The sequence below is a fragment of the Micromonospora lupini genome, assembly GCF_026342015.1.
Taxonomy (GTDB): Bacteria; Actinomycetota; Actinomycetes; order Mycobacteriales; family Micromonosporaceae; genus Micromonospora; species Micromonospora lupini_B.
Map to the genome: position 1 here is coordinate 1,295,442 of NZ_JAPENL010000001.1, position 23,139 is coordinate 1,318,580.

A 23,139-nucleotide genomic window follows, 5' to 3' on the forward strand; every position below is an offset into this window, starting at 1 on the left:
GTCCGGCCCTCGCGGCACGTCAGCACCAACCGGTCCGCTCGCGGTCCACGCCCACCGTGTCGCCCTTCCGGCGAAGCCAGCGCACCGCCGGACCGCCGGGCGGCAGTTGGCCTGGGCAGACCCAAGCGGCACGTCACCATCCACCGCCGCGAGCAGCCGTCGTCTGCTCTGATTGGTGCGTCACCAGTGGCTGACAACGATGCCCGTACGACCTCCAAGTCCAGCGCGGATCTCGGTGACCAGTACGGGTGACAACTGAGGCCAGTTGAGGAACGGCGTCAAACCAGTCGACCGGCTCGACGACTGCCGTACGCGCGGCCGGTCCCGGCTTCCACTCGCTGGGCTGCCACCACGCGTCACGACGGTCGTTCGGAAGGATCACTCCACGGGCCAGCAGCAGGCCCTGTAGGCCGAGGACGATCTCCTCGCACTCGGCGGACGAGGTGTGGTCCAGCCGGACCACGGAAACGCTGTGCTCACTCACTGTCGAACTACTCCTTGTCGGACGCGGCGGGGCGGGCGCGAACGTGCAGCCGTTCCCCCTGTGGCCCGAACAGGCTGAGGGCCTCGGCGGTACCCGGGCCGGGGTTGAACACCCGGTGCGGGACGCGGGTGTCGAACTCGGCGACCTCTCCCGGGGTCAGCGTCAGGTCGTGTTCGCCGAGCAGCAGGCGCAGCCGGCCGGAGAGCACGTAGAGCCACTCGTACCCCTCGTGGGTCTGCTGGGTTCGCTCCCCGGCGGGCGTGTCCGGCGGGAAGATCTGCTTGAACGCCTGCAGACCGCCCGGTCGGCGGGTCAGCGGCAGGAACGTCACGCCGTGCATGACGATCGGTTTGGGGCGTACGCGAGGGTCACCGGTGGCCGGGGCGTCCACCAGCTCGTCAAGCGCCACCTGGTACGCCCGCGCGAGCGGGAGCAGCAGTTCCAGGGTGGGCCGACGGGTGCCGGACTCCAGCCGGGACAGGGTGCTCACCGAGATGCCGGTCAGCTCGGCGAGCTGGGTCAGCGTGGTGCCGCGCCTGTGGCGCAGGGCGCGCAGCCGGGGGCCGACGGCCGCCAGCGCGGCACTGTCATCGTTTGCCATAACGGCAAGGATAGTTGCCACCTGAGCGACAGCGACGGATGGTGGGCTCAGCCGACAACTAGGGGGACACTCCGGTGGACGAGACATACGACGTGGTGGTGGTGGGCGGCGGCGCGGCCGGGCTCGGCGGGGCCCTGGCGCTGAGCCGGGCCCGGCGGTCGGTGCTGGTGATCGACTCCGGCGAACCGCGCAACGCGCCGGCCGACCACGTGCACAACTACCTGGGGCGGGAGGGGACGCCGCCGGGCGAGCTGCTCGCGGCCGGGCGCGCGGAGGTGGCCGGGTACGGCGGGCAGTTCCGCGCCGGCCGGGTCGAGGCCGCCAGCCGCGACGACGACGGGTTCCGGCTCGCCCTCGATGACGGGAGCACGGTGCGGGCCCGCCGCCTTCTGGTGGCGACCGGGCTGATCGACGAGCTGCCCGACGTGCCCGGGGTGGCCCAGCGGTGGGGTCGCGACGTGCTGCACTGCCCGTACTGCCACGGCTGGGAGGTCCAGGACCGGCGCATCGGTGTGCTGGCGACCGGGCCGATGGCCGTGCACCAGGCCGAGATGTGGCGGCAGTGGAGCTCGGACGTGCTGCTCCTGCTGCACGACGCCCCGACCCCGGACGAGGAGACGGCCGAACGGCTGGCCGCCCGGGGCATCGCCGTGGTGCCGGGCCCGGTCGCGGAGCTGGAGGTGACCGGGGACGCGCTGACCGGCGTACGGCTCGCCGACGGCCGGGTGGTGGCGCTGGACGCGGTCGTCGTGGCGGCCCGCGCGGTTCCCCGCGCCGAGATGCTTGTGGGGCTGGGCCTGGCGCCGGAGGAGGTGACGGTGGGCGGGCACGTCATCGGCACCCAGATCCCGGCCGACGCCACCGGGGCGACGACAGTGCCGGGCGTCTGGGTGGCCGGCAACGTGGCCGACATGCGCGGCCAGGTGATCACGTCCGCCGCGGCCGGGCTGATGGCCGGTGCGGCGATCAACGGCGACCTGATCGCGGAGGACACCCGCGACGCGGTGGGCGCGTACCGGCAATTGGTGGCCACGACCTTCGAGGAGCCGGCGTGGGAGGAGCGGTACCAGGCCAAGCCTGCGGTGTGGAGTGGCCGCCCGAACCCGCAGCTCGTCACCGAGGCCGCCGACCTGACCCCGGGGCGGGCGCTGGACGTGGGCAGCGGTGAGGGCGCCGACGCGGTGTGGCTGGCGGAGCGTGGTTGGCAGGTGACGGCTGTGGACATCTCGACCACCGCCCTGACCCGGGCCGCCGAGCACGCAGAGGCCGCGGGTGTGGGCGACCGGATCGAGTTCACGCACGCCGACCTGCGCGACAAGCCGCCGGCCGAGGGGGCGTACGACCTGGTGTCGGCGCAGTTCATGCACCTGCCCCCGGCACCGCGGCGGGAGTTGTTCGCCCGCCTGGCCGACGCGGTCGCACCGGGGGGCGTGCTGCTGATCGTCGGGCACCACCCGTCGGACCTGTGGACGTCGGGGCACCGGCTGCACATGCCGGACATGATGTACACGGCCGAGGACGTGGCCTCCTCGTTGGACCCGGCCCGATGGGACGTCCGCACGACCGAGACCCGCCCCCGCCCCGGCCCCCACGACGTCGTCCACCACGACGCGGTCCTGGTAGCCGTCCGTCGGTGAGCGGTGCTGCCGGTGGCGGGCCGCCCGCCACCGGCACGCACAGTCACGGCCAGCCGACGGTGCCAGGGCCCTGAACAGCGTTTCGTCGATGAAACGCTGCGTTGCGTTTACGCTGCGTAGTGCGTTGTCACTACCGCGTCAGCCCCCCGCCACCTGATCTCCCCCCAACGGACGTACGGGCTGTGCAGGCTGCCCGACGTGACAGCTCCGACTCTGCTCGCGGCCGGACCCGCCGCGCGTACCGACCGGCCGCCTGGCCTGACCCGCCGGGGCGCCGCGCCAGCGCGGGCACGGGAGACGGCACTCGGCCTGCTCTTCGTCCTGCCCGGTCTCGCGGGCCTGGGCGTCTTCGTGATCTTCCCGCTGTTCCAGGCGGTCTTCCTGGCCACCCGGGGCAACGACATCCTCGGCAACCCGACCCGGTCGGTGGGACTCGCGCACTTCCAGGAGCTCCTCACGCCGGCATTCGGCACGGTGCTCTGGCAGACGCTGCTCTTCACCGTGCTGGTGGTGGTGCCCGGCGTACTGCTGCCGCTGGCGCTCGCCGCTCCGCTGACCCAGCGACTGCCCGGCATGCGGATCTTCCGGACCGCCTTCGCCCTCCCGTTCGCCTACTCGGTCTCGGCGGCCAGCGTGGTCTGGTTGATCATGCTGAACCCCGGTGTCTCGCCGGTCAACTGGGCGCTGGGCCTGATCGGCGTTCCCGCGCCGAACTGGACCACCGAGCCGGGTTGGGCGACAGCCACTGTCGTCGGTGTCACCGTGTGGATGGTGTCCGGTTTCAACCTGCTCGTGCTCGCGGCCGGCCTCGCCGGCGTCGACGAGGAGGTGTTGGAGGCGGCCCGAATGGATGGCGCCAGCGGTCCCCGACAGTTCGTCAGCATCGTGCTGCCGATGATCTCGCCGAGCCTGTTCTTCGCCGTGGTGACCACCACGTTGGCCGCGCTCCAGGCGCTCGGCCAGGTGCAGATCATGACGGACGGCGGACCGAACGGACACACCCGCACGCTTGTCTATTCGATCTTCGACAACGCGTTCCACAACAACAACAGCAACTTCGGGCTGGCCAGCGCGCAGGGCCTGGTGCTGCTGGTCATCGGCGTGCTGATCGCCGTGGTGCAGTTCGGCGTCCTCGAGAGGCGGGTGCACTACAGGTGAGCAGGAGCGTGAACCGACCCGGTCCCGTGCCGACCGTCCTGACCTACCTCTGGCTGGGCATCGCCGCGGTGGTCCTGCTCTTCCCCGTGCTGCTCACCGTGATCGGGGGCTTCCTGCCGTCGAACGCGCTGCTGCACCAGCCGCCGCAACTCCTCGACGGGCACTGGACGCTGGAGAACTACCGGGCTGCCTGGCGGCAACCGGTGGTGCCGCTGGCCCCGGCCTTCCTCAACTCGCTCTTCGTCGGTCTGAGCGTGATGCTCGGACACCTGGTCACGTCGTGTCTTGCCGCGTACGCCCTGGTCTTCCTGCGCAGCCCGCTGCGGCGGCCGATCTTCTGGCTGTTCCTGGCCACGATCATGGTGCCGTACGAGTCGATCGTCGTGCCGAACGCGCTGTTCATCCGCTCACTGGGCATCAACGACAGCCGACTCAGCCTGGTCCTGCCGTTCTTGGCCAGCGGTTTCGGCGTGTTCATGCTGCGTCAGGCGTTCGCCCAGTTCCCCCGGGAGCTGCGCGAGGCCGCCGTCATCGACGGCTGCGGCCACCTGCGGTTCCTGGTCACCATCCTGCTGCCGGCGAGCCGGCCGGCACTTATCGGCATCGCCGTCTGGTCGTTTCTCCAGGGCTGGAACATGTACTTCTGGCCCTTGATCATCTCGTCCAGCAACAACTCCCTGAACACCCTGCAGACCGCGGTCTTCGCCCTGAAGGACAACGAGGGCGGCAGCCCCGCCGTGCTCCTGGCCGGCATCACCATCACGTTGGTGCCGACGCTGCTGCTTGTCATTTTCGGCCAGCGCTGGCTCGTTCGGGGCTTCACGGCCGGCGCGGTCAAGTAGTTCTCAACCCAGTAGTAGGAGGAAACAGTGCGTACCACTCTGCGCCGGATGGCGATCGGGCTCTCGCTCGCCGCCCTCACGGCTGCCGCCGGGGCCTGTAGCTCCGCGACGGCGAACAACGCCGACGCCGGCGGCGGCACGGACGCCCCGGCCGCCAGCGCCCTGGACGGCAAGGGCGAGGTGTCGATCGACTTCTGGCACGCGATGACCGGCAAGAACGGCGAGGCGCTCACCCAGCTCGCCGACCAGTTCAACGCGAAGAACAAGGGCCGGGTCAAGGTCAACCTCCAGTTCAAGAACACGTACGACGACACGCTGTCGGCGTACAAGGCCGCGCTGAACAGCGGCCAGGCGCCGGACGTGGTGCAGGTGTACGACATCGGCACCCGCTTCATGATCGACTCCAAGTCGACAGTTCCGGTCCAGTCCTTCGTGGACGCGGACAAGAGCACCACGTCGGACATCCAGCCGAACATCGCCGGCTACTACTCGGTCGACAACAAGCTCAACTCGATGCCGTTCAACACCTCGATGCCGCTGCTCTACCTCAACAAGACGGCGTTCACCAAGGCCGGCCTCGACCCGGCGAACCCGCCGAAGACGCTCGACGAGATCACCGCGGCGGCCCGCAAACTGACAGTCAAGGACGCCAACGGCCGGGTCACCCAGTACGGGTTTGGTGCCGCGCTCTACGGCTGGTTCCTGGAGCAGTGGACCGCCGCCGGCAACCAGGAGTACTGCGACCAGGGCAACGGCCGCGACGGCCGGGGCACCACGGTCAAGCTCGCCACCGACGACCACGTCAAGCTGCTCACCTGGTGGAAGAAGATGGTGGACGAGGGTCTCGCGCCCAAACTGGACAGCAACACCACCACCGCGGACAACGCGTTCACCGCCGGCACGGTGGCGATAACACTGGAGTCGACCGGTTCACTCGGCGGCTTCCTGAAGAGCTCCGAGGGCAAGTTCGAGATCGCCACCGGCAACTACCCGAAGATCAACGCCACCGACGCGGGCGGCCCGATCATCGGCGGCGCGTCCCTGTGGGTGGTCGGCAAGGGCAAGGACGACGCGCACAAGCGTGCGTCCTGGGAGTTCGTCAAGTTCCTGTCCGACAAGGACTCGCAGGCCACCTGGCACACGTCGACCGGGTACTTCCCGATCAGCAAGGGCGCTCTGGAGACCGACGTCGACAAGCAGTGGGTGGCCCAGCGGCCGCAGTTCCAGACCGCGATCACGCAGCTGCAGAACACCCCGTTGAGCAAGGCCACCCAGGGCTGCCTGCTCGGCGCGATGCCGCAGGCCCGGAAGGCCGCCGAGCAGGCCATGCAGGCCGCCGTGCTCAGCGGCACCGACCCGCGTGCCGCGCTGGAGCAGCAGCAGGAGGCCCTGGCCGGCCCGATCAAGGACTACAACCAGTCCGTAGCGGGCTGAGCCGAACCTCAGCCACGCCGGCCGGTCGCCACCCCGCGACCGGCCGGCGCCGTCTGCACCCACCCCGTTCCTCGGCGGGGTAGCAAAGGTCGTGGATCACCACCTTTCCGGCACCACGACTCCATGTTCGACCGGGGAGGTGAGAGGTGGTGGGGCGGGCCTTCGCAGGAGGCGGGCTCGGCGGTAGCGTTGCGCCACACTCACGGCCCGCAGGGGCGGTTGACCGCCGGCCCTGACGCCCCCGATCGTACGGAGGATGGTGCATGTCCATCGGCGCTGAGCCGCTCGCAGCACGCGACGACGCGGCCTCGCGGCCGAGCTTCGAGCTCGCCCTGCGCGGCTACGACAAACGCCAGGTGGACCGGCACCTGGAGCAGCTCGACGGCCAGATCACGATGCTCAGCGGCGAGCACGGGCGCTCCGCCGTGCGGGTTCGTGAGCTGACCGCCGAGGTGCAGCGGCTGCGCGCCGAGCTGGCCGAGCTGCACGAGCAGCCGGTGCAGGTGGACCGCGCCTCATTCCAGGACCTGGGCCCGATGGTCGGTGAGATCCTGACCCTCGCCGAGAAGCAGGCCGCCCTCATCACCGAGTCGGCGAGCGACAGGGCCAACGAGCTGCGCACCGAGGCGGAGCGCATCCTCGTCGACACCCGCGAGCGGGCCGCGCAGGCACGCCAGGACCTGTCGGAGGAGCTGGCCGCGCGGCGCGCCGAGCAGGAGCAGGCGTACGAGGAGCGGCGCGCGGTGGCCGAGGCGGAGCTGACCGCGATCCGGGAGCGCGCCGAGCAGTTGCGCGCCGACGGCGAGGCCGCGCACGAGCGCGCCCAGCACGAGGCGAAGCGCATCACCGAGCAGAGCGCACAGCAGCTCAACCAGACCCGGGTGGCCGCCGACGCCCTGATGAAGTCGGCCCGCACCCAGATCCAGCAGGAGGTCCAGGCGGCCCGGGCCAAGAACCAGCAGGAGATGGCCCAGTGGCAGGCCGGGGTGGAGCGCGAGGTCGCCGAGCGGCGCAGCGCCGCCGAGCAGGAGATCGCCGAATTGCAGGCGGCGGCCGAGGAGGAGCTGGCCGAGCAGCGCAGCTCCACCGAGCAGCAGATCGCCGCGCTGCTGGCCGAGGCGCAGCAGCACGTGACCGAGCTGCGTAACCGGGCCGACGAGCAGGCGGCCAGTCACCGGGAGCAGCTCACCGCGCTCCAGCGGGACATCGAGGAACGCCGGCAGGAGTCGGCGCAACTGCACGCCGAGTTGGAGACCGCCCAGCAGCAGCTCGCCGAGGTCCGCCAGGAGGGCGAGACCCTGGAGAACGAGCTGTCCCGCGTCCAGCAGCGGCTGGGCGAGGTGCGCCGGGACCTGACCGCCGAGGCGACCCGGCTGGACGAGGCCCGACGGGCCGGGGACTCCGCCGAGCGGCACGCCAAGGAGGTGCGCGCCCGGGTGCAGCGGGAGGCGAAGCGGGTGGCCGACCTGGCCGCCGCCGCGGTGATGGCCGCGGCGGCCGGCGGTACGGAGACCGCCGAGTACCCGATGGTCGGTCCCCGGTCGAGCGCCGCCCGCGCCGGTGTCGACCTGCTCCCCGTCGACCGCAACACGGGCGACCGCGCCGACGCCGACCGCGCCGACGCCGACCGGGCTGAGGCCGCCCGCGCCGACGCCGTCCGGGCTGATGCCGTCCGGGCCGACGCCGACCGGGCCGACGCCGACCGCGCCGACGCCGTCCGGGCTGATGCCGACCGCGCCGACGCCGACCCCGGCGATGCCGACGACACCCGGGCCGACCACGCCCGGGCTGAGGCCGAGCACGCCGAGGCCGAACACGCCGGCAGCCACTATGCCGATGCCGAGCGCGTCAGTGGTGAGCACGGCGGTGCTGACCCGGCCGTTGGCGACCAGGCCGACGGCGAGCGCCCGGGTGTGCCCCTGCGGTACCCGGTGGAGGCGGCCGATCGGACGGCCACGTCGCCGATCCCCAGCATCGACGCCGAGCGGATCTTTCCACGGCCCGACGCCCCGACGCCCGTACCGTTCCTGGCCTTCGGGCAGCCGGTGAGCGACAACGGCACCGCCCGGCACTGACCTCGCCGGTGGCCGCCCCGGGCCCGGCGCACGCGCGCCGGCCCGGGCCACGGTCTGGTCGGCACGACGGCGGCGGGCGGCGGGGCGGCCTCCACCGAATCTGCGCACCATCTTCGCGGTATGCCCACGATCAGCTGTTTGGATGGGCTGATGAGCCAGCCCACGCGCACGACCTCAATCGCCGCCGACCAGATCGCGTACCTGGACACGGCGGCGGCCACCGCAGTCGGTCGCGACTACAAGGGGCGTGCCGTCGACGCTCTCGACCTGCGGCCGGGGCATGCGGTGGTGGACATCGGCTGCGGCCCCGGGACCGACCTCGGGCGGCTGGCCGACGCGGTCCGAGCAGGCGGCCTGGTCGTCGGCGTGGACCGTGACGCGCGGATGCTGGCGGAGGCCGCCCGGCGGCTGGCCGACCGGCCGGAGATCGACCTGCGCGCGGGGGATGCCCACGCGCTTCCACTTGACGACACGAGCATGGACCGGGCCAGGATCGATCGGGTCCTCATGCACGTCGCGGATCCGGCGACGGTGCTGACGGAGGTTCGTCGGGTGCTCCGGCCGGGCGGCTTGGTCGCGATGGCCGAGCCGGACTGGGACACCCTCGCGGTCGCGGACGAGGACGTACGGACGAGCCGCAGCTTCGCCCGGTTCGTCGCGGCGCGGGTGCGGAACCCGACGATCGGGCGGGAGCTGGTCCGGCTGTCGGCGCAGGCGGGCCTGCGGGTGAGAGCGGTCGAGGCGATCGCCGTCGTCTTCCGGGACTTCGACACGGCGGACCGGATCCTGGGGCTGCGGCGCAATTCGGCCCGCGCCGTGGCGGCCGGCGAGCTGACCGACGCGGACGTTCAGCCATGGCTGCGGCGTCTCACGGACGGTCCCCTGCTGGCCGGCTTCACCCTGTACCTGGTCACGGCCGAAGCCTGAGCTCGCCCGGCGGGCCGGTCCCGACTGCGCGCCGATCGTGGGGGCTGCGTACCCCGGGGCGATTCTGCGCGGAACCTCCCCGAACGTCCGTTCGGAGCTGGCAGGCTGGGTTGGCCGGCACGCGCCGACGGCGGCCGGCCCGACCGGCGGCCCGGGAGCGGCGCGCGGCCGAGAGGAGCGCCCGTGACCGACCAACCGGAGGACTACGACCTGCTCGTCGTGGGTGGCGGCAAGGCCGGCAAGACGCTGGGCATGGACGTCGCCCGCTCCGGCCGCCGGGTGGCGATGGTGGAACGCGGCATGATCGGCGGCAGCTGCATAAACGTCGCGTGCATCCCCACGAAGGCGCTGGTGACGAGCGCGCGGGCGGCCCGCCAACTGCGCCACGCCGCCGCGCTCGGCCTCGTGGTCGACGGTGGTCGCGTCGACGTGGACCTGCTGCGGGCGCACAAGCAGGACGTCGTCGAGGGGATGGTCGCCGCCAACCGGCAGCAGTTCCTCGACTCGGGTCTGCACCTGGTGATCGGCGAGGCCCGGTTCGTTGCCGCGCGGACCGTGCGGGTGTCGCTGGCCGACGGCGGCGAACGACTGCTGCGCGGCGACGACGTGGTCATCAACACGGGCACCCGACCGTACCTGCCGTCCGTCCCCGGGATGACCGGGGCCGGGGTGCTGACAAGCGACGACCTGCTGCGCCTGGACCGGGTTCCGGCACGGCTGGTGGTGCTCGGCGGGGGCACAGTCGGGGTGGAGTTCGCGCAGATGTTCGCGTCGTTCGGCAGCGCGGTGACGGTGATCGAGGGCGGTCCCCAACTGCTCACCCGCGAGGACCCCGACATCGCCGACGCGATGATGCGTGTCTTCCTCGACGACGGCATCGACGTACGCGTCGGCGTTACTGTCGCCCGCGTCGACCGCGACGCCGACGGTACGGCCCGGATCACCCTCGACGACGGCAGCGTGGTGACAGGCGACGAGGTGCTCGTGGCGGCCGGCCGGGCGCCGGTCACCGACGGGCTCGGGCTGGACACGGCAGGTGTCCGACTCAACGACCGCGGTTTCGTGGTGGTCGACGAGTACCTGCGCACCAGCGCCGAGCGGACGTGGGCGGCAGGTGACGTCGCCGGCAGCCCGCAGTTCACCCACGCGTCGCTCGACGACTATCGGATCATCCGGGCGAACCTGGCCGGTGGGCAGCGCAGCACGGCGGGCCGGCTCATCCCGTACACCGTCTTCACCACCCCGGAGCTGGCACGGGTCGGTCTCAGCGAGAGCGACGCGCGCCACGCCGGGTACGACGTCCAGGTGGCCCATCTGCCCGTCGCCGCGATCCCCCGGGCCCGCACCCTGCGCCAGACGCAGGGCATGTGGAAGGCGGTCATCGACGCCCGCACCGACCAGATCCTGGGCGCGGCGCTGCTGGGACCGGAGGCGGGTGAGGTGATCACCTCGGTGCAGTTGGCCATGCTCGCCTCGATGCCGTGGACCGCGCTGCGGGACGCGGTCATCACGCATCCGACGATGACCGAGGGCCTCAACCTGCTCTTCGCGTCGCTGAAGTCCCGCCCGGTGCGCTGAGCACGTCCCGCCGGGTGGGGTCAGGAGGCGATCTCGGCGCGTACCCGTTCCTGGAAGGCGCGGGCCTCGCGGCCGGTGGGCGGTGGCCCGCCGTGCCGCGCCGCGATCGCCCGGCGGATCACCTCGGCCGGGTCGCCGGTGTCGACGAGCCGCCGGCCGGCGGCCACCTTGGACAGCCACTCGCCGTCGCGGTGGCGCACCAGGGAACGGCAGGCGCCGAGCACCGCGTCCTCCGCGCCGGGCGCGGGCCGGTCGCCCGGCGGCGTCGGCAGGGCCAGCCACCAGGTCAGCGCCTCGATCAGCAGGCGGCGCAGGTCCGCCGGGGTGAGATCGGCGAAGACCTCCGCCGCCGGTGGTCCGAGCAGCGCCATCCCGCCGTGGTGCAGGATGCTGCGGTCCAGCCCGTACCAGAACCGGCCGTCGGCCGGCGGGCGGTCGGCCGGGTCGAGGGTGCGGCGGAACGGCATCGCCTGCCCGGTGTTCAGCTCGACCTCGAAGCCGGGCTCGGGGCTGCCGGCGGAGGCCACCGCCCGCTGGTACACGACCAGTTCCAGCCCGCGCGCCGGGCAGGGCAGCGCCTCGTGCCGAAGCCGTGCCACAAGCGTCACCTTGGCGGCCTCGGTCAGCGGGCCGGCGCAGACCAGCGCCACGTCCACGTCGCTGCGGCCGGCCTGGTACGCGCCGAGCCCCACCGAGCCGGCCGCGTACGCGCCGACGAGGTCGCCGTCGAGCACGTCCCGGGCGGTGTCCACGAGGTCGGCGAGGTAGCGCCGAAGAGCGGAGTCCACGCCCCATCCTCACCCGTGGGCGCGGGCGCGTCGGCACCGGGCGGCCCCTGACCGGCACCCGGCCGGCGGGCGGCCCTAACCGGCGTAGAGCAGCAGGAGGCCGGCGACGGTGTACGCGACCATCAGCGCGAGCAGCGGGAGCTGACCGGCCACCGCCCGCGCCCGGGGGAACAGGTACAGGGCGCGGTCGTGGGCGAGCAGGGTGCCGAGCAGGTGCCCGACGATGATGACGGTGATCTGCAGGTTGGCCACCCCGGACGGGGTGACGAGCGTGGTGTGCGGTTGCCAACCCGCCGTGCCGAACCAGTCCGCTCCGGTGTCGCGGGGGTCGGACAGCAGGGCGACGGTGCGCTGACCCTCCAGGATCAGCAGCGAGTAGTAGTGCGCCACCACGTAACCCACGGCGATCGGCACGATCGAGTGCGCGAGTTCGCCAGGCACCCGCCGGGACTCGACGCCACCCGCCGGATCCCCGGCACCGGCCGGTCCCGCGCGGCCGACGCGGGCGGCGGCGCCGGTGGCGACGAGGTACGCCACGGCGACGACACCGATGACCGCGACCAGTCCGGCGCTGCCGGTGACCGCCGGGGGCAGGCCGTTCTCCTGGGAGAAACGCAGCCAGGCCGGCGCGTTGGAGAGGCTGTCGAACATGGTCGAGCCGAGCAGCACGATCACCACGGCGACGAGTCCGGGACGGGATCGCAGGCCGGCGATCCCGTCGAGCGGGTTGCGCCAGACCAGCACACCGTCGGCGGCTCTGCCGATCGGGGCGAGCCGGCCGACGAGCGCGCTGTAGACCTCGAACGGGTCGGCCCTGTCGAACCAGCCCGCGCCGAACAGCGCGGCGCCGCCCAGCACGACCACTGCGTACCCGGCCAACCACGCGGTGATGACCGGCAGGGTGGCCCGGTCCGGCGCGACAAGCTCCAGCCAGACGAACCCGAACAGGGTGAGCGCGGCCGGCCAGAGTCCCAGACCGGCGGGCAGCTCCCGAACGCCGCGCGCCGGGTCGCGCCGCGCCGCCAGGGCGACGAGCAGGTGCACCGTACGCAGCGGGTTGACCGCCCGCCAGACCGGGCCGAACAGCAGCGAGACGGGTACCAGCCCGACCCAGAGGAGCACGTAGAGCGCGCCGGCCGTCGGATTGTCCGGGGTGTCCGGCCCGGCGAACAGGCCCACGCAGAACCAGCCGGCGGCGAGCAGTCCCAGTGCGCGTAGCGCCCACCGGAACGCGGGGGCGTCCACGAGGCCGGCCAGCCGCTCGGGCACCGGCCGGCCACCGGCGGCGTCCCGGTCCAGGCGTGGCTCGCGCCAGAGCAGGCCCAGCGCGACGAACGTGACGACAAGGGTCAGGGCGGCGGCGACGACCAGGTCGGCAAGCGTGATCGGCAGGTCCTGACGGCCGCCGACGCCGTGCGCCAGCAGCGCGGGATCGCCGGCCATCGGGCTCAGCGGACGACGAGCTGGAACAGCACCAGCTCGGTCTCGTGCGTCTCCACCTCGAACAGTCCGGTCTTCTCGGCCCGGAACTCCACCGAGCCGGGCGTACCGGCCGGCAGTCGGGCGCCCAGGTCGTAGCCGTGCACGTGCAGTTCGTCGGCGACGTCCGAGGTGACGGTGATCCGGACCAGTTGACCCTTGGCCACTGTCACCCGGCCGGTCGGCGGGTTGATCCGTCGCTTGGCGATGGTCACGGTGATCTCCCGGTCGACACCTGGCGTGCTGGCGGCGGGAGTGGGACTGTCCGCCGAGGCCGACGCGGCGGCGGAGGTCGGTGCGGCGGCCGACGTCGGCGGCGCCGAGGGGCCGGCCACGGACGGGTCGTCGTCGTGCCCGCAGCCGGCGGTGAGCAGGACGCTGAGCAGACAGGTGACGAGCAGGGTGGTGGGGATGGCGGTGCGACGGGCACCGGGGGCGCGGACGAACACGGGCGGACTCCGAACGACGCGGGGGGACGGGGTGTCGAGCTGATCGTCGGAGGGTGAACTCTACGTCTTGTTCGGCGGTGGGGAAATGACCATGATGAACGAATGCGATCGAGGCTGGTCACTGTGTGTCACGTTGTGTGCCGTACCGTCGCCGTGCTGGCGGCGCTGCTGGTGGTGTCGCTGGCGCTGCCCGCCGCTCCGGCGTCGGCGCACGGGCAGTTGGCGACCTCCACGCCGCTGACCGGCACCGTGGTCCGCAAGCCGCTGGCCCAGATCGGGTTGTACTTCACCGAGAAGCCGGCAGCCAACGCGCACTTCACAGTCACCGGCCCGAACGGGTCACGGGTGGACAGCGGCTGGTCGCACGGCGAGCCGAAGCGGCTGGACAAGCCGGTCCAGGAATATTTCATGGTCAACGGCGTCTTCGAACCGCGGCTCTACCACACCGGCTTCCCCGCCATGGTCACCGTCGCACACTGGCCGGCGAAGGGCCGCTACACCGCCACCTATCTCACGGTCGCCTCGGACGGCGAAGCGGTGCGGGGCACCGTCGCGTTCGACTACCAGGGTCCGAGCACCGCGGCCCCGGCCGGCTGGACGGCACCGACGAACGGCCCCGATCCCGCCCTGCTGGCCCAGGCCGAGGGCACCCCCTCGGCCTCGGCCGTGCCGTTGGCGACACTCCCTTCGGACGCCACCCCCGCTGCCGCGCCGCCGGCGTCCCCACCCGCCGGAGGGCTTCCGCCCTGGGTGGTGCCCGCCGGCGTCGTGCTTGTGGTCGGCACGCTCGTCGTCGTGGCGGCCCGCCGCCGACCGGCGGCACGCCCGTCCGGCGGCGCCGCCGCCCGCCCACGCGGCGCAGCCCCGCGTCCACGCAACGGCGCCTCTCGTCAGCGCGGCGGAACGGAGCGCCGACCGGCGCGGCGCGGCCGCCGCTGAGTCTCATCGGCGCGAGCACATTTCCGACATCCGAGGATGAGTGCCGCGATCTTTCGCACGGACATCGGGAACTTTTGATGTATCGATGCAAAGGCATGGACAGCATCATCGAAACCCCTTAATGTCTCGACCCATCAACCCGGTGTTTCCGGATCGTCACTCGTCGGCGTCGAGGACGTTACGGACCGGGCCGGCGGCCACCGCCTCACCAAAGCTGCACGCCGGCCGTCGGTCACTCCTATCCTCTGTGGAGGAACGATGGGCACACCGCTGCTGCGCCGATTCCGCAGTCCCGTCCTGGGCGCGCTCGCGCTCGTCCTCGCCGTCGGCTTCTGGGCCGCCCCGGCCGACGCCGCCCCCGAACAGGAACCCGGCGTCACGCTGCGCGTCTACGACGTCCAGGTGCCGCTCTCCGAGATCTGCACGCTCAAGCCCGCGCAGACCCCGAACGTGGACAAGCTGATGTCCACGATCAACTGGACCTCGGCGGCCGACTTCGGTTTCGAGGACAACTTCGTCTCGCAGGTGCTCGGCAACATCACCATCACCCAGGCCGGGAGCTACACCTTCCGGCTCAGCAGCGACGACGGGTCCAAGCTGACGATCGACAACACAGTCGTCATCAACCACGACGGCCTGCACGGCGCCACACCGCCCAAGGAGGGCGGCGTCACCCTCGCCGCCGGTCTGCACCCCCTGCGCATCGACCACTTCGAGCGCGCCGGTGGCCAGCAGATCACCCTGGAGTGGCGTACGCCCGGCTCGTCGTCCTTCGTGGTCGTGCCGACCTCGGCGCTGAGCACCGACGCCGGGGTGGTGCGAGTGACCGCACCGGGGCGCAAGGAGTGCGAGGGCGTCACCGACTCCCCCGGCGACGGGCTGCCGCTCATCGGCGTGCATCCCGGCTACACGCTCACGAACCTGCGGCCCTCGGGCTTCCAGCCGAAGGTCACCGGGATGGACTGGTTGGCCGACGGCCGGTTGGTTATCAGCACCTGGGGCGGCAGCGACCAGTCCGGCACCTCCCAGGACGGCGAGGTGTACGTCATGGGCAACACCGGCGGCGCGACAGCTCCCGGGTCGGTTACCACCAAGAAGATCGCCGGTGGTCTCAAGGAGCCGATGGGGCTCAAGGTCGTCGACGGTGTGGTCTACGTGTCGGAGAAGCAGCGGCTGACCCGGCTCGTGGACACCAACTCAGACGAGGTGGCCGACCGCCTCGACACGGTCGCCACCTGGCCGTACGGGGGCAAGTTCCACGAGTTCGCGTTCGGTCTGCTCTACCAGGACGGCTTCTTCTACGTGAACCTGTCGGTGTCGATCGACTACGGCGGCGCGACCACCGTGCCGCAGCCCGCCGCCAACCGGGGAACCACCATCAAGGTCAACAAGGACACCGGCGCGGTCAGCTACGTCGCCGGCGGTCTGCGCACGCCGCACGGCATCGGCTGGGGTCCGGAGGGCGGCATCTTCGTCACCGACAACCAGGGCGGCTGGCTGCCGTCGTCGAAGCTTGTGCACATCAAGCAGGGCCGCTTCTTCAACCACTACACGACCCCGGCGGGCCCGTTCGACGCCAACCCGGTCACCCCACCGGTGCTCTGGATGCCGCAGAACGAGATCGCCAACTCCCCCAGCACGCCGCTCTACCTCACCACCGGGCGGTACGCGGGCCAGTTCGTCATCGGCGACGTCACCTACGGCGGCCTCCAGCGCGCGTCGGTGGAGAAGGTCAACGGCGAGTACCAGGGCGCGCTGTTCCGGCTCACCCAGGGCCTCGAGGCGGGCGTCTCCGAGGTCAACCTCGGCCCGGACGGCGCGATCTACGTCGGCGGGCTCGGCGCGGGCGGCAACTGGGGGCAGACCGGCAAGCTGACGTACGGGCTGCAGAAGCTCACCCCGAACAGCGCCAGCACCTTCGAGATGCTGGCGATGCGGGCCACCACGGCCGGTTTCGAGGTGGAGTACACCCAGCCGGTCTCGGCGGAGACCGCCGCCAACCTGGCCGCCCACTACAAGGTCAAGCAGTGGCGGTACGAGGCGACGTCCAACTACGGCGGCCCGAAGATCGACGAGGAGACGTTGACAGTCAGCGGGGCCACCCTCTCGGCGGACGGCAGGAAGGTCACCCTCGCCGTCGACGGCCGCAAGGCAGGCCGGGTGGTCTACCTGCGGTCACCGCAACCGTTCACCTCCACCAGCGGCCAGTCGCTGTGGAGCACCGAGGCGTGGTACACGCTCAACGCCATCCCGGGCGTCACCGGCGGGACCAACCTGGCGCTCAACAAGCCGGCCACCGCGGACAGCTCCTGCTCGACGACCGAGGCGCCGGCCAAGGCCGTCAACGGCAGCGTCACCGGCGGCAACGGCGACAAGTGGTGCTCGAAGGGCACGTCGAAGTATCTCCAGGTGGACCTGGGTGGCAGCTACGCGGTGAACCGCGTGGTGGTGAAGCACGCCGGCGCCGGCGGTGAGGACACCGCCTGGAACACCCGGGACTTCACGCTCGCGTCCAGTCCCGACGGCACGAACTGGACCACCCGGGCCACGGTGACCGGCAACACGGCGAGCACCACCACCCACGACGTCAGCGCGCCCGGCGCCCGCTACGTCCGCCTGACCGTCACCGCGCCGACAAGCACCAGCGACACCGCGGCGCGCATCTACGAGTTGGAGGTGTACGGCAGCGCCACAAGCGGGTCGGGCAGCATCACCGGCGTCGGCGGCAAGTGCCTGGACGTGGACAACGCGGGCACCGCCGACGGCACGAAGGTGCAGCTGTGGACCTGCAACGGCACCGGCGCGCAGTCGTGGAGCCGCAACGGCGACACGTACCGGGCGCTGGGCAAGTGCCTGGACGTGGACAACGCCGGCACCGCCGACGGCACGAAGGTGCAGTTGTGGACCTGCAACGGCACCGGCTCGCAGGTGTGGCAGCCGCAGTCCGACGGGTCGATCCGCAACCCACAGTCGGGCAAGGTGCTACAGGCCGCCGGGGGCGGCACGGCCGACGGCACCCAGATCCAGATCGGCACGTACGCCGGTGGCGCGCACCAGAAGTGGGTGGTCACCGCCGGCTGACACCAGCCGGGGCGCGGTCTGACCGACTGCCGGTCGGACCGCGCCCCGCGCCGGTCAGCGGAACAGGAGTGGCCGCCCCTCCCGGCCGCCCACCAGCCGGCCCTGGCTGTTGATGTCCTCGATCGAGTCGTTCACCCGTGCGCCCCGGTAGGTGAGGTCGGTCAGCACCCCGTCGCGCCACAGGAACGGGTGCCCCTCCTCGTTCGGGACGCCGCTGAGGCCCACCACCACGCCCCGGTCGTTGATCGCCGTGGCCCAGCTCCGGCTGCCGCCGAGGGTGCCCAGATCGGTGAGCCTCCCGTTCTGCCACCGGAACGCGTGACCGTTGGCCTCGCCCACCACCTGGCCGCGGTTGTTGATCCCGAGGGCCGCGCTGCCGATCTGGGTGAACACCCCGTCGCGCAGCCGGCCGCCCACGCAGGTGCAGGGGTAGTCCCGCGGTGGCACGTTGAACCCGCCCACCACGTCGCCCCGGTTGTTGACGTCGGTGGTGAACTCGTAGAAGTACTCCTGTCCCAGGTCGGTGAAGACGCCGTCGCGCCAGAGGAAGCGGTGCCGCATGTCATCGGCGGGATCACTGGTGCCGAGGACCTGCCGCCGGTCGTTGACGCCTATCGCCTCGCTGTTCTCCCCGCCCAGGGTGCCCAGGTCGATGAGCCGTCCGTCGCGCCAGAGCACCGCTCGGGTGAGGTAGTCCGAGCCGTACGAGGTGATCGCCACGTCCCCGAACTCGTTGACGTCCACGGCGGCGGAGTCGGTGTCGCCGGGCAGCACGCCGAGGTCGGTGATGACACCGTTGCGCCACCGCACGGCGTGCCGGGCGCCGCTGGCGACGGTGCTCCACCCGACGATGTCGCCACGGTCGTTCATCGCGGTCGCGGCGCCGGCCCCACCGCTCAGGGTGCCGAGGTCGACGACCCGGTAGGAGGGCGGGGACGCGAGGGCGGGAATCGGGGTGAGGGCTGTCGACGCGACGATGGCAGTCGTCGCGGCGGTCAGCAGGGTGCGCGGGGACACCAGGGACGTCAAGGGGGCGCTCCTCGGCTCGGAGCGGCGGAGCTCCGGCGGACAGGAGCGGCCGGTCGCCACCACTGCGCGTTCGATCGGTCACGCACAGTAGATACGCCGGCACACCGGGACGCCAGGGACCGAACGGCCAGCGATGCCGGGCGTCCGGGCGGCGGGGGGGACCGACCGACGGCGGGGTGGACCGGCGTCGGGTGGACCGGCGTCGGTCAGGGGCCGTGCGGCAGGGGCTGGGCCAGTGCGCGCAGGTCCGCCGGGAGCTGGGACAGAGCGTCGGTGAACTCGCGGTGCCCGACCACCCGGTGCATGGTCTGGAGAACCGCCCGCACGCCCCGTTCGGCCCCGGGGCGGTCCGTCCCGGCGCGGTCGGCCACGCGGCGCAGGAACTCGTCGTACCCGAACGCTTCCGGCGGTTCGGCGGCCTTGACCAGCAGTGGGCTCAGCTCGTCGGCCAGGTGGGGAGCGAGGGCGGCGGCCTCGCCGCCGCTGAGGCGCTCGGTGAGCGTCCGCAGCACGGCCTCGGTCAGCGGGCGTGCCTGCGTCGGCGGAATGCCCGCCCGTGCTGCGACCTTGTCGACGAATCCGAGATCGGCCATGGTCCCGCCCTTCCGTTGCCGAGACGGGTGGCTACCCCTGCCCACCGGCGGCAAACCCGGGCGTCGACGGCTGCCGGGCCCTGACCGACCCCCGCCGGGATGGCCGCCGCCGTGATCGAGGCTGGTTCTGTCGGTTGCCCCGCGCCCGGCCGCCCCCGTCTCGTACGGTGGGTCGGACCGGGTACACGCCCGCCGCCCGACGGCGGCCCGTGCCGCAGGAGGAGCAGATGGCGGTCGACCTTCCCGACGTGATCGACCGGTACTTCCGGGCCGTCGGCGACGGCGATGTCGACGCCCTCGTCGCCTGCTTCGCGGACACCGCGAGCGTGGCCGACGAGGATCGGCTGTACGACGGCAGGCCCTCGATCCGCTCCTGGGCGCAGCGGACGATGGCGGCCACCTCGTACACCGCCGAACCCGTGGAGGCCACGCCCCAGGCGGGCGACTCGTACCTGGTCCGCACAAGGGTGTCCGGCGAGTTCCCGGGCAGCCCGGTCGAGCTGCGGCACCGGTTCACCCTGCGCGACGACCTGATCGGCGCGCTGGACATCCGCCCGTAGTGACCACCATCGGCAGCGACCACGCGGGCCGCCCGTCAGGAGGAGACGTCGTGCCTAGAGTCTGGCTCGTCACCGGTTGCTCCCGAGGGCTCGGCCGGGCGCTCGCCGAGGCCGTGCTGTCCGACGGCGACCGGCTCGTCGCCACCGCCCGCGATCCGGCGCAGCTCGCCTACCTCACCGACCGGCACGGCGACCAGGTCCGGGCGGTCGCGCTCGATGTCACCGACCCCACCGCCGCCCGGAGCGCCGTACGCGGGGCGGTGGACGCGTTCGGGGGCCTGGACGTCCTGGTCAACAACGCCGGGTACGCCGACGTGGCAGCGATCGAGGACATGTCCGAGGACGCCTTCCGAGCGCAGATCGAGGCCAACTTCTTCGGGGTGGTCAACCTGACCCGCGCCGCCCTGCCGGTGCTGCGGGAGCAGGGCCGTGGGCACATCGTGCAGATCTCCAGCGTCGGCGACCGGGTCGCCAGCACCGGCCTGGGCGCGTACCAGTCCGCCAAGTGGGCGGTCGCGGGTTTCTCGGCGGTGCTCGCCACGGAGGTCGCGCCGTTCGGGATCCGGATCACCACTGTCGAGCCGGGCGCGCTGCGCACCGACTGGGCGGGCGCCTCGATGAGCATGTTGCCGGTGAGCGAGCCGTACCGGCCGGTCATCGAGCCGGTGGTGGAACGGATGCGCCGCACCAGCGGGAACCAGCCCGGCGATCCCGCCCGGGCCGCCCAGGCGATCATCCGGATCACACGCGTCGACGATCCGCCCGCACGGCTGCTCCTCGGCGCCGACGCCGTGGCGGCCGCCTCGACCGTCGGCGAGGCGCTCGCGGCGTCCGACGCGCGGTGGCGTGAGCTGAGCGAGTCCGTCGCGTTCGAGGCGACGCCCTGACCCGTCGCGCCCACCGGTCCCGCACGCGTCGCGGCGTCCGGGCCCGACGAGGCGGCGGAACGGCTTTTCGTGATCACCCGCCGAACGGACGACGTGGTCCGTCGGCCGACGGATGACATGATGTGTGCCGACAACAGCCGACGCTACGAGGAAGGTGCTGCTGTCCGATGGCGCACTTCGAGGCCCGCACGTCCACGACACCCGGGCGGATCGTGGTCACGCTGACCGGTGAGTGCGACCTGGCGGCCCAGCCTGAGCTGACGGGCGTGCTGACCGCGGCGGTGCGCGCCGCGCCGGTGGTGGTGGTCGACGTCGGCGGGTTGCGGTTCCTCGACTCCACCGGCCTGCACGGCCTGGTGACCGCCCACCAGGAGGCACGCGCCAGCGGCCGCCACCTGTACGCGGTGAACGCCGCCGGCGCGGTGGCGACAGTCCTCGACATCACCGGCATCGGAAACCTGCTGCGCCCGCCCGCCGACGACCCGCGGCTGGCGGGCTGATGGCGGCCAACCAGCGGGAGACCCGCGCCGTGGCCGAGCAGCCCTCGCCCGCCCTGCGGACGGACACCATGGCGTACGAGGTGGCGACCGATCTGCGGGAGCTGCGCGTGTTCGTCTGCGCCGGCGCCACCGCCCGGGGCCTGCCGCCCGAGCGGGTGGAGCTGCTGGCGTTGGCGGTCAGTGAGCTGGCGACCAACACGTTGCAGCACACCGCCGGCGGTGGCCGGGTCCGGCTCTGGGCCGAGGGTGACCAGTTGTTCTGCGACGTCGTCGACCAGGGCCCGGCGCGGGCGTTCGGCCGGGGAATGCCGGCCGCCGACGCGGTACGGGGCCGCGGGCTGGCCATCGTCGAGCAGATCTGTGACGAGGTGGCCGTGCTGGCCGCCGGTGAGGGCACCGTGGTCCGGATCCGGCTGGCGCTGTGAACGGGGCGGCTCAGGGCAGCACGCGCACGGCCAGGGTGCACGTGTCGTCGTCCGGGCTGCGACGGTTGAGCAGGTCACGCAGCCGGGCGAGGCTCTGCTCCCCCGGTGTCGCGCTCAGCGCCGAGAGGGTCGCGCGCACCTGCCGCGACAGGTCCTGCTCGGGCGCGCGTCGCTCGACCAGGCCGTCGGTGTAGAACAGCACGAGGTCGCCGGGGCGCAGGCGCGGGGCGAGCACCGGGTACGCGGCGTCGTCACCGGCGCCCAGCAGCAGACCCGAGGGGCGGTCGAGCGGGCCGGTCTCGCCGGCACGGGACAGCAGCGGCGCCATGTGCCCGGCGCGGCCCCAGCAGAGCACCCGGGTCGCCGGGTCGTACACCGCGACCACAGCGGTTCCGGTGATCGAGAGCTGGCCGCAGAGCCGGTTGAGGTGCCCCAGCAGCACCGACGGGTCCCGGATACCGATCGACAACCAGGCCACCAGGGCGAAGCGCAGGTGCGCCATTCCGCTTGCCGCCTCCAGGCCGTGACCGGCGACGTCGCCGACGGCGAGCACGACCTTTCCGTCCGGCAGGGTCTGCGCGTGGTACCAGTCGCCGCCGACCCGCGCGGCGCTCTCGGCCGGCAGATAGTTGACCACCGCCTCCAGCCCGGCCAGCGGAAACGGGTCGCGGGGCACCGGCTGGATGAGGTTCTGCAACTGCCCGGCCAGCCGGTGCTCGGCCAGGGCGGTCATCTCCCGCGTCCGCAGTTGGTCGCTGAGCCGCTCGATTGCCGTCCGGGAGTCCACCCGGGCGGTCACGTCCTGCACCACGGCGTGGATCTTCAGGGGTACGCCTTCCGCGTCCCGGGAGACGTCGGAGAGGACCCGCAGATACCGTAGGGCGCCGGCCGCCTGGAACCGGACCGTCACGTCCGAGGACGCCCCGCTGTCGAGGGTCTGCCAGGCCGCCTCGCGCAGCATGTAGTCGTCGGGGACCAGGGCGGCGGCCTGCTCGGCGCGGGACAGCGGGCCGAGGGCCGGGTCGCGCTCGAAGATCCGGTACATCCCGGGTGACCACTGGCTGACACCGCTGGCCAGGTCGTACTCCGCCCAGCCGAGGCTGCCCAGCAGCTCGGTGCGGTCCATGCGCCGGCGGTCCTCGTCGAGGCGCTGCCAGGACACCAGCAGACCGCCGAGGACGCGGTGCACGTGAACGTCGAACAGCGAGTCGGCGACGACGCCCGTGCGCTTCTCCACGTACCTGAAGTCGGCCAGGCGGCCGGACGAGCCGGTGGCGAGCACCTCCTGGTAGAGCCGCCAGAGAGGGCCGCCGACCATGCTGGGGTACAACTCGCTGAGCCGGGCGCCCACCCGGTCGACGCCCCGGCCGTAGATGTCCTGGCTCTGGCCGCTGGTGGCCGCGACCCGGAAGTCGGCGACCGGTCGGTGGTCGTCGGGCACGGGCAGCAGCCACGTACACCCGGCCGGGACGACCGCCAGGATCTCCCGGACGACCGCCTCGACCGGCCGAGTCGCTGCGGCGACGTGCGCGCCGGGACCACCGTGGTCCGCCATACCGGGAAGCCTAGTCACCGACAGGCGTACGGCACACGGCCGGCGCGGGGCGGCGCTCCGACCGGGCGGCGCCCACGGCGGACGGGACGCGCCGCCGCGCCGATGCGTTCACGTCGGG

At 72.5% G+C, this 23,139-nt stretch carries 19 protein-coding genes and 1 pseudogene; 13 read left to right on the forward strand and 7 right to left on the reverse strand.

The window, feature by feature from the left end; genetic code table 11:
- Positions 1–491: 491 nt before the first annotated feature.
- Positions 492–1,085: a helix-turn-helix domain-containing protein gene (locus OOJ91_RS05975; RefSeq protein WP_266243346.1), complete on the reverse strand. Its 594-nt coding sequence runs from the start codon at positions 1,083–1,085 to the stop codon at positions 492–494.
- A gap of 74 nt (positions 1,086–1,159) precedes the next feature.
- On the opposite strand from OOJ91_RS05975, the gene OOJ91_RS05980 reads away from it, so the two are divergent.
- From OOJ91_RS05980 to OOJ91_RS06010, 7 genes and pseudogenes are all read left to right on the forward strand, one after another.
- A complete protein-coding gene (locus tag OOJ91_RS05980; protein ID WP_266243348.1) occupies positions 1,160–2,722 on the forward strand; it encodes an FAD-dependent oxidoreductase in 1,563 nt (520 codons plus the stop codon).
- Between the two features lie 198 nt (positions 2,723–2,920).
- Entirely contained in the window at positions 2,921–3,880 is a 960-nt protein-coding gene (locus OOJ91_RS05985) for a carbohydrate ABC transporter permease (protein WP_266243350.1), read from the forward strand.
- A gap of 8 nt (positions 3,881–3,888) precedes the next feature.
- Complete coding sequence (locus OOJ91_RS05990) at positions 3,889–4,722, forward strand: carbohydrate ABC transporter permease (RefSeq protein ID WP_266243352.1); 834 nt, start codon at positions 3,889–3,891, stop codon at positions 4,720–4,722.
- 27 nt (positions 4,723–4,749) lie between these two features.
- A complete protein-coding gene (locus OOJ91_RS05995; protein WP_266243354.1) occupies positions 4,750–6,156 on the forward strand; it encodes an ABC transporter substrate-binding protein in 1,407 nt (468 codons plus the stop codon).
- Between the two features lie 263 nt (positions 6,157–6,419).
- Positions 6,420–7,941, forward strand: a pseudogene (locus OOJ91_RS06000) (hypothetical protein); the annotation flags it as partial.
- 440 nt (positions 7,942–8,381) lie between these two features.
- Positions 8,382–9,158, forward strand: a complete 777-nt coding sequence (locus tag OOJ91_RS06005; RefSeq protein ID WP_266243359.1) for a methyltransferase domain-containing protein — start codon at positions 8,382–8,384, stop codon at positions 9,156–9,158.
- Positions 9,159–9,341: 183 nt separating this feature from the next.
- Positions 9,342–10,736, forward strand: coding sequence for a dihydrolipoyl dehydrogenase family protein (locus OOJ91_RS06010; protein ID WP_266243361.1), 1,395 nt, complete (start codon positions 9,342–9,344; stop codon positions 10,734–10,736).
- A 20-nt stretch (positions 10,737–10,756) separates the two neighbouring features.
- Here the strand turns inward: OOJ91_RS06010 and OOJ91_RS06015 are convergent, their stop codons facing one another.
- From OOJ91_RS06015 to OOJ91_RS06025, 3 genes are all read right to left on the reverse strand, one after another.
- Entirely contained in the window at positions 10,757–11,524 is a 768-nt protein-coding gene (locus tag OOJ91_RS06015; RefSeq protein WP_266243363.1) for a nucleotidyltransferase domain-containing protein, read from the reverse strand.
- A gap of 75 nt (positions 11,525–11,599) precedes the next feature.
- Positions 11,600–12,967: a hypothetical protein gene (locus tag OOJ91_RS06020; protein ID WP_266243366.1), complete on the reverse strand. Its 1,368-nt coding sequence runs from the start codon at positions 12,965–12,967 to the stop codon at positions 11,600–11,602.
- A gap of 5 nt (positions 12,968–12,972) precedes the next feature.
- Entirely contained in the window at positions 12,973–13,452 is a 480-nt protein-coding gene (locus OOJ91_RS06025) for a hypothetical protein (RefSeq protein WP_266243369.1), read from the reverse strand.
- 123 nt (positions 13,453–13,575) lie between these two features.
- On the opposite strand from OOJ91_RS06025, the gene OOJ91_RS06030 reads away from it, so the two are divergent.
- Together OOJ91_RS06030 and OOJ91_RS06035 are read left to right on the forward strand one after the other, a co-directional pair.
- Positions 13,576–14,391 (forward strand): copper resistance protein CopC, encoded by an 816-nt coding sequence (locus OOJ91_RS06030; RefSeq protein WP_266243371.1) that lies wholly within the window; start codon positions 13,576–13,578, stop codon positions 14,389–14,391.
- Between the two features lie 258 nt (positions 14,392–14,649).
- Positions 14,650–17,472: a ricin-type beta-trefoil lectin domain protein gene (locus OOJ91_RS06035; RefSeq protein ID WP_266243373.1), complete on the forward strand. Its 2,823-nt coding sequence runs from the start codon at positions 14,650–14,652 to the stop codon at positions 17,470–17,472.
- A 54-nt stretch (positions 17,473–17,526) separates the two neighbouring features.
- Here OOJ91_RS06035 and OOJ91_RS06040 read toward each other — a convergent pair whose 3' ends face one another.
- Positions 17,527–18,501 (reverse strand): hypothetical protein, encoded by a 975-nt coding sequence (locus OOJ91_RS06040; RefSeq protein ID WP_266243376.1) that lies wholly within the window; start codon positions 18,499–18,501, stop codon positions 17,527–17,529.
- Between the two features lie 206 nt (positions 18,502–18,707).
- Positions 18,708–19,094, reverse strand: a complete 387-nt coding sequence (locus OOJ91_RS06045) for a DUF2267 domain-containing protein (RefSeq protein WP_266243379.1) — start codon at positions 19,092–19,094, stop codon at positions 18,708–18,710.
- Positions 19,095–19,321: 227 nt separating this feature from the next.
- Here OOJ91_RS06045 and OOJ91_RS06050 point away from each other — a divergent pair, with 227 nt between their 5' ends.
- From OOJ91_RS06050 to OOJ91_RS06065, 4 genes are all read left to right on the forward strand, one after another.
- Entirely contained in the window at positions 19,322–19,654 is a 333-nt protein-coding gene (locus OOJ91_RS06050) for a nuclear transport factor 2 family protein (RefSeq protein WP_266243381.1), read from the forward strand.
- Between the two features lie 50 nt (positions 19,655–19,704).
- Positions 19,705–20,541 carry an oxidoreductase gene (locus OOJ91_RS06055; RefSeq protein WP_266243383.1) on the forward strand — a complete coding sequence of 279 codons (837 nt, stop codon included), beginning with the start codon at positions 19,705–19,707 and terminating at the stop codon, positions 20,539–20,541.
- A 167-nt stretch (positions 20,542–20,708) separates the two neighbouring features.
- On the forward strand, positions 20,709–21,041 hold the full coding sequence (locus OOJ91_RS06060) for an STAS domain-containing protein (RefSeq protein ID WP_266243385.1): 333 nt from the start codon (positions 20,709–20,711) through the stop codon (positions 21,039–21,041).
- On the forward strand, positions 21,041–21,466 hold the full coding sequence (locus OOJ91_RS06065; RefSeq protein ID WP_266243388.1) for an ATP-binding protein: 426 nt from the start codon (positions 21,041–21,043) through the stop codon (positions 21,464–21,466). The genes OOJ91_RS06060 and OOJ91_RS06065 overlap by 1 nt, the downstream gene beginning before the upstream one ends.
- A gap of 10 nt (positions 21,467–21,476) precedes the next feature.
- On the opposite strand, the gene OOJ91_RS06070 is transcribed toward OOJ91_RS06065, so the two are convergent.
- Positions 21,477–23,021, reverse strand: a complete 1,545-nt coding sequence (locus OOJ91_RS06070; protein ID WP_266243391.1) for a PP2C family protein-serine/threonine phosphatase — start codon at positions 23,019–23,021, stop codon at positions 21,477–21,479.
- Between the last annotated feature and the right edge of the window lie 118 nt (positions 23,022–23,139).

Coding starts and splice junctions, on each gene's coding strand:
- OOJ91_RS05975 (WP_266243346.1), bottom strand. CDS start 1,085: ATGGCAAACGATGACAGTGCCGCGCTGGCGGCCGTCGGCCCCCGGCTG.
- OOJ91_RS06005 (WP_266243359.1), top strand. CDS start 8,382: ATGAGCCAGCCCACGCGCACGACCTCAATCGCCGCCGACCAGATCGCG.
- OOJ91_RS06020 (WP_266243366.1), bottom strand. CDS start 12,967: ATGGCCGGCGATCCCGCGCTGCTGGCGCACGGCGTCGGCGGCCGTCAG.
- OOJ91_RS06035 (WP_266243373.1), top strand. CDS start 14,650: ATGGGCACACCGCTGCTGCGCCGATTCCGCAGTCCCGTCCTGGGCGCG.
- OOJ91_RS06045 (WP_266243379.1), bottom strand. CDS start 19,094: ATGGCCGATCTCGGATTCGTCGACAAGGTCGCAGCACGGGCGGGCATT.
- OOJ91_RS06050 (WP_266243381.1), top strand. CDS start 19,322: ATGGCGGTCGACCTTCCCGACGTGATCGACCGGTACTTCCGGGCCGTC.
- OOJ91_RS06060 (WP_266243385.1), top strand. CDS start 20,709: ATGGCGCACTTCGAGGCCCGCACGTCCACGACACCCGGGCGGATCGTG.
- OOJ91_RS06065 (WP_266243388.1), top strand. CDS start 21,041: ATGGCGGCCAACCAGCGGGAGACCCGCGCCGTGGCCGAGCAGCCCTCG.
- OOJ91_RS06070 (WP_266243391.1), bottom strand. CDS start 23,021: ATGGCGGACCACGGTGGTCCCGGCGCGCACGTCGCCGCAGCGACTCGG.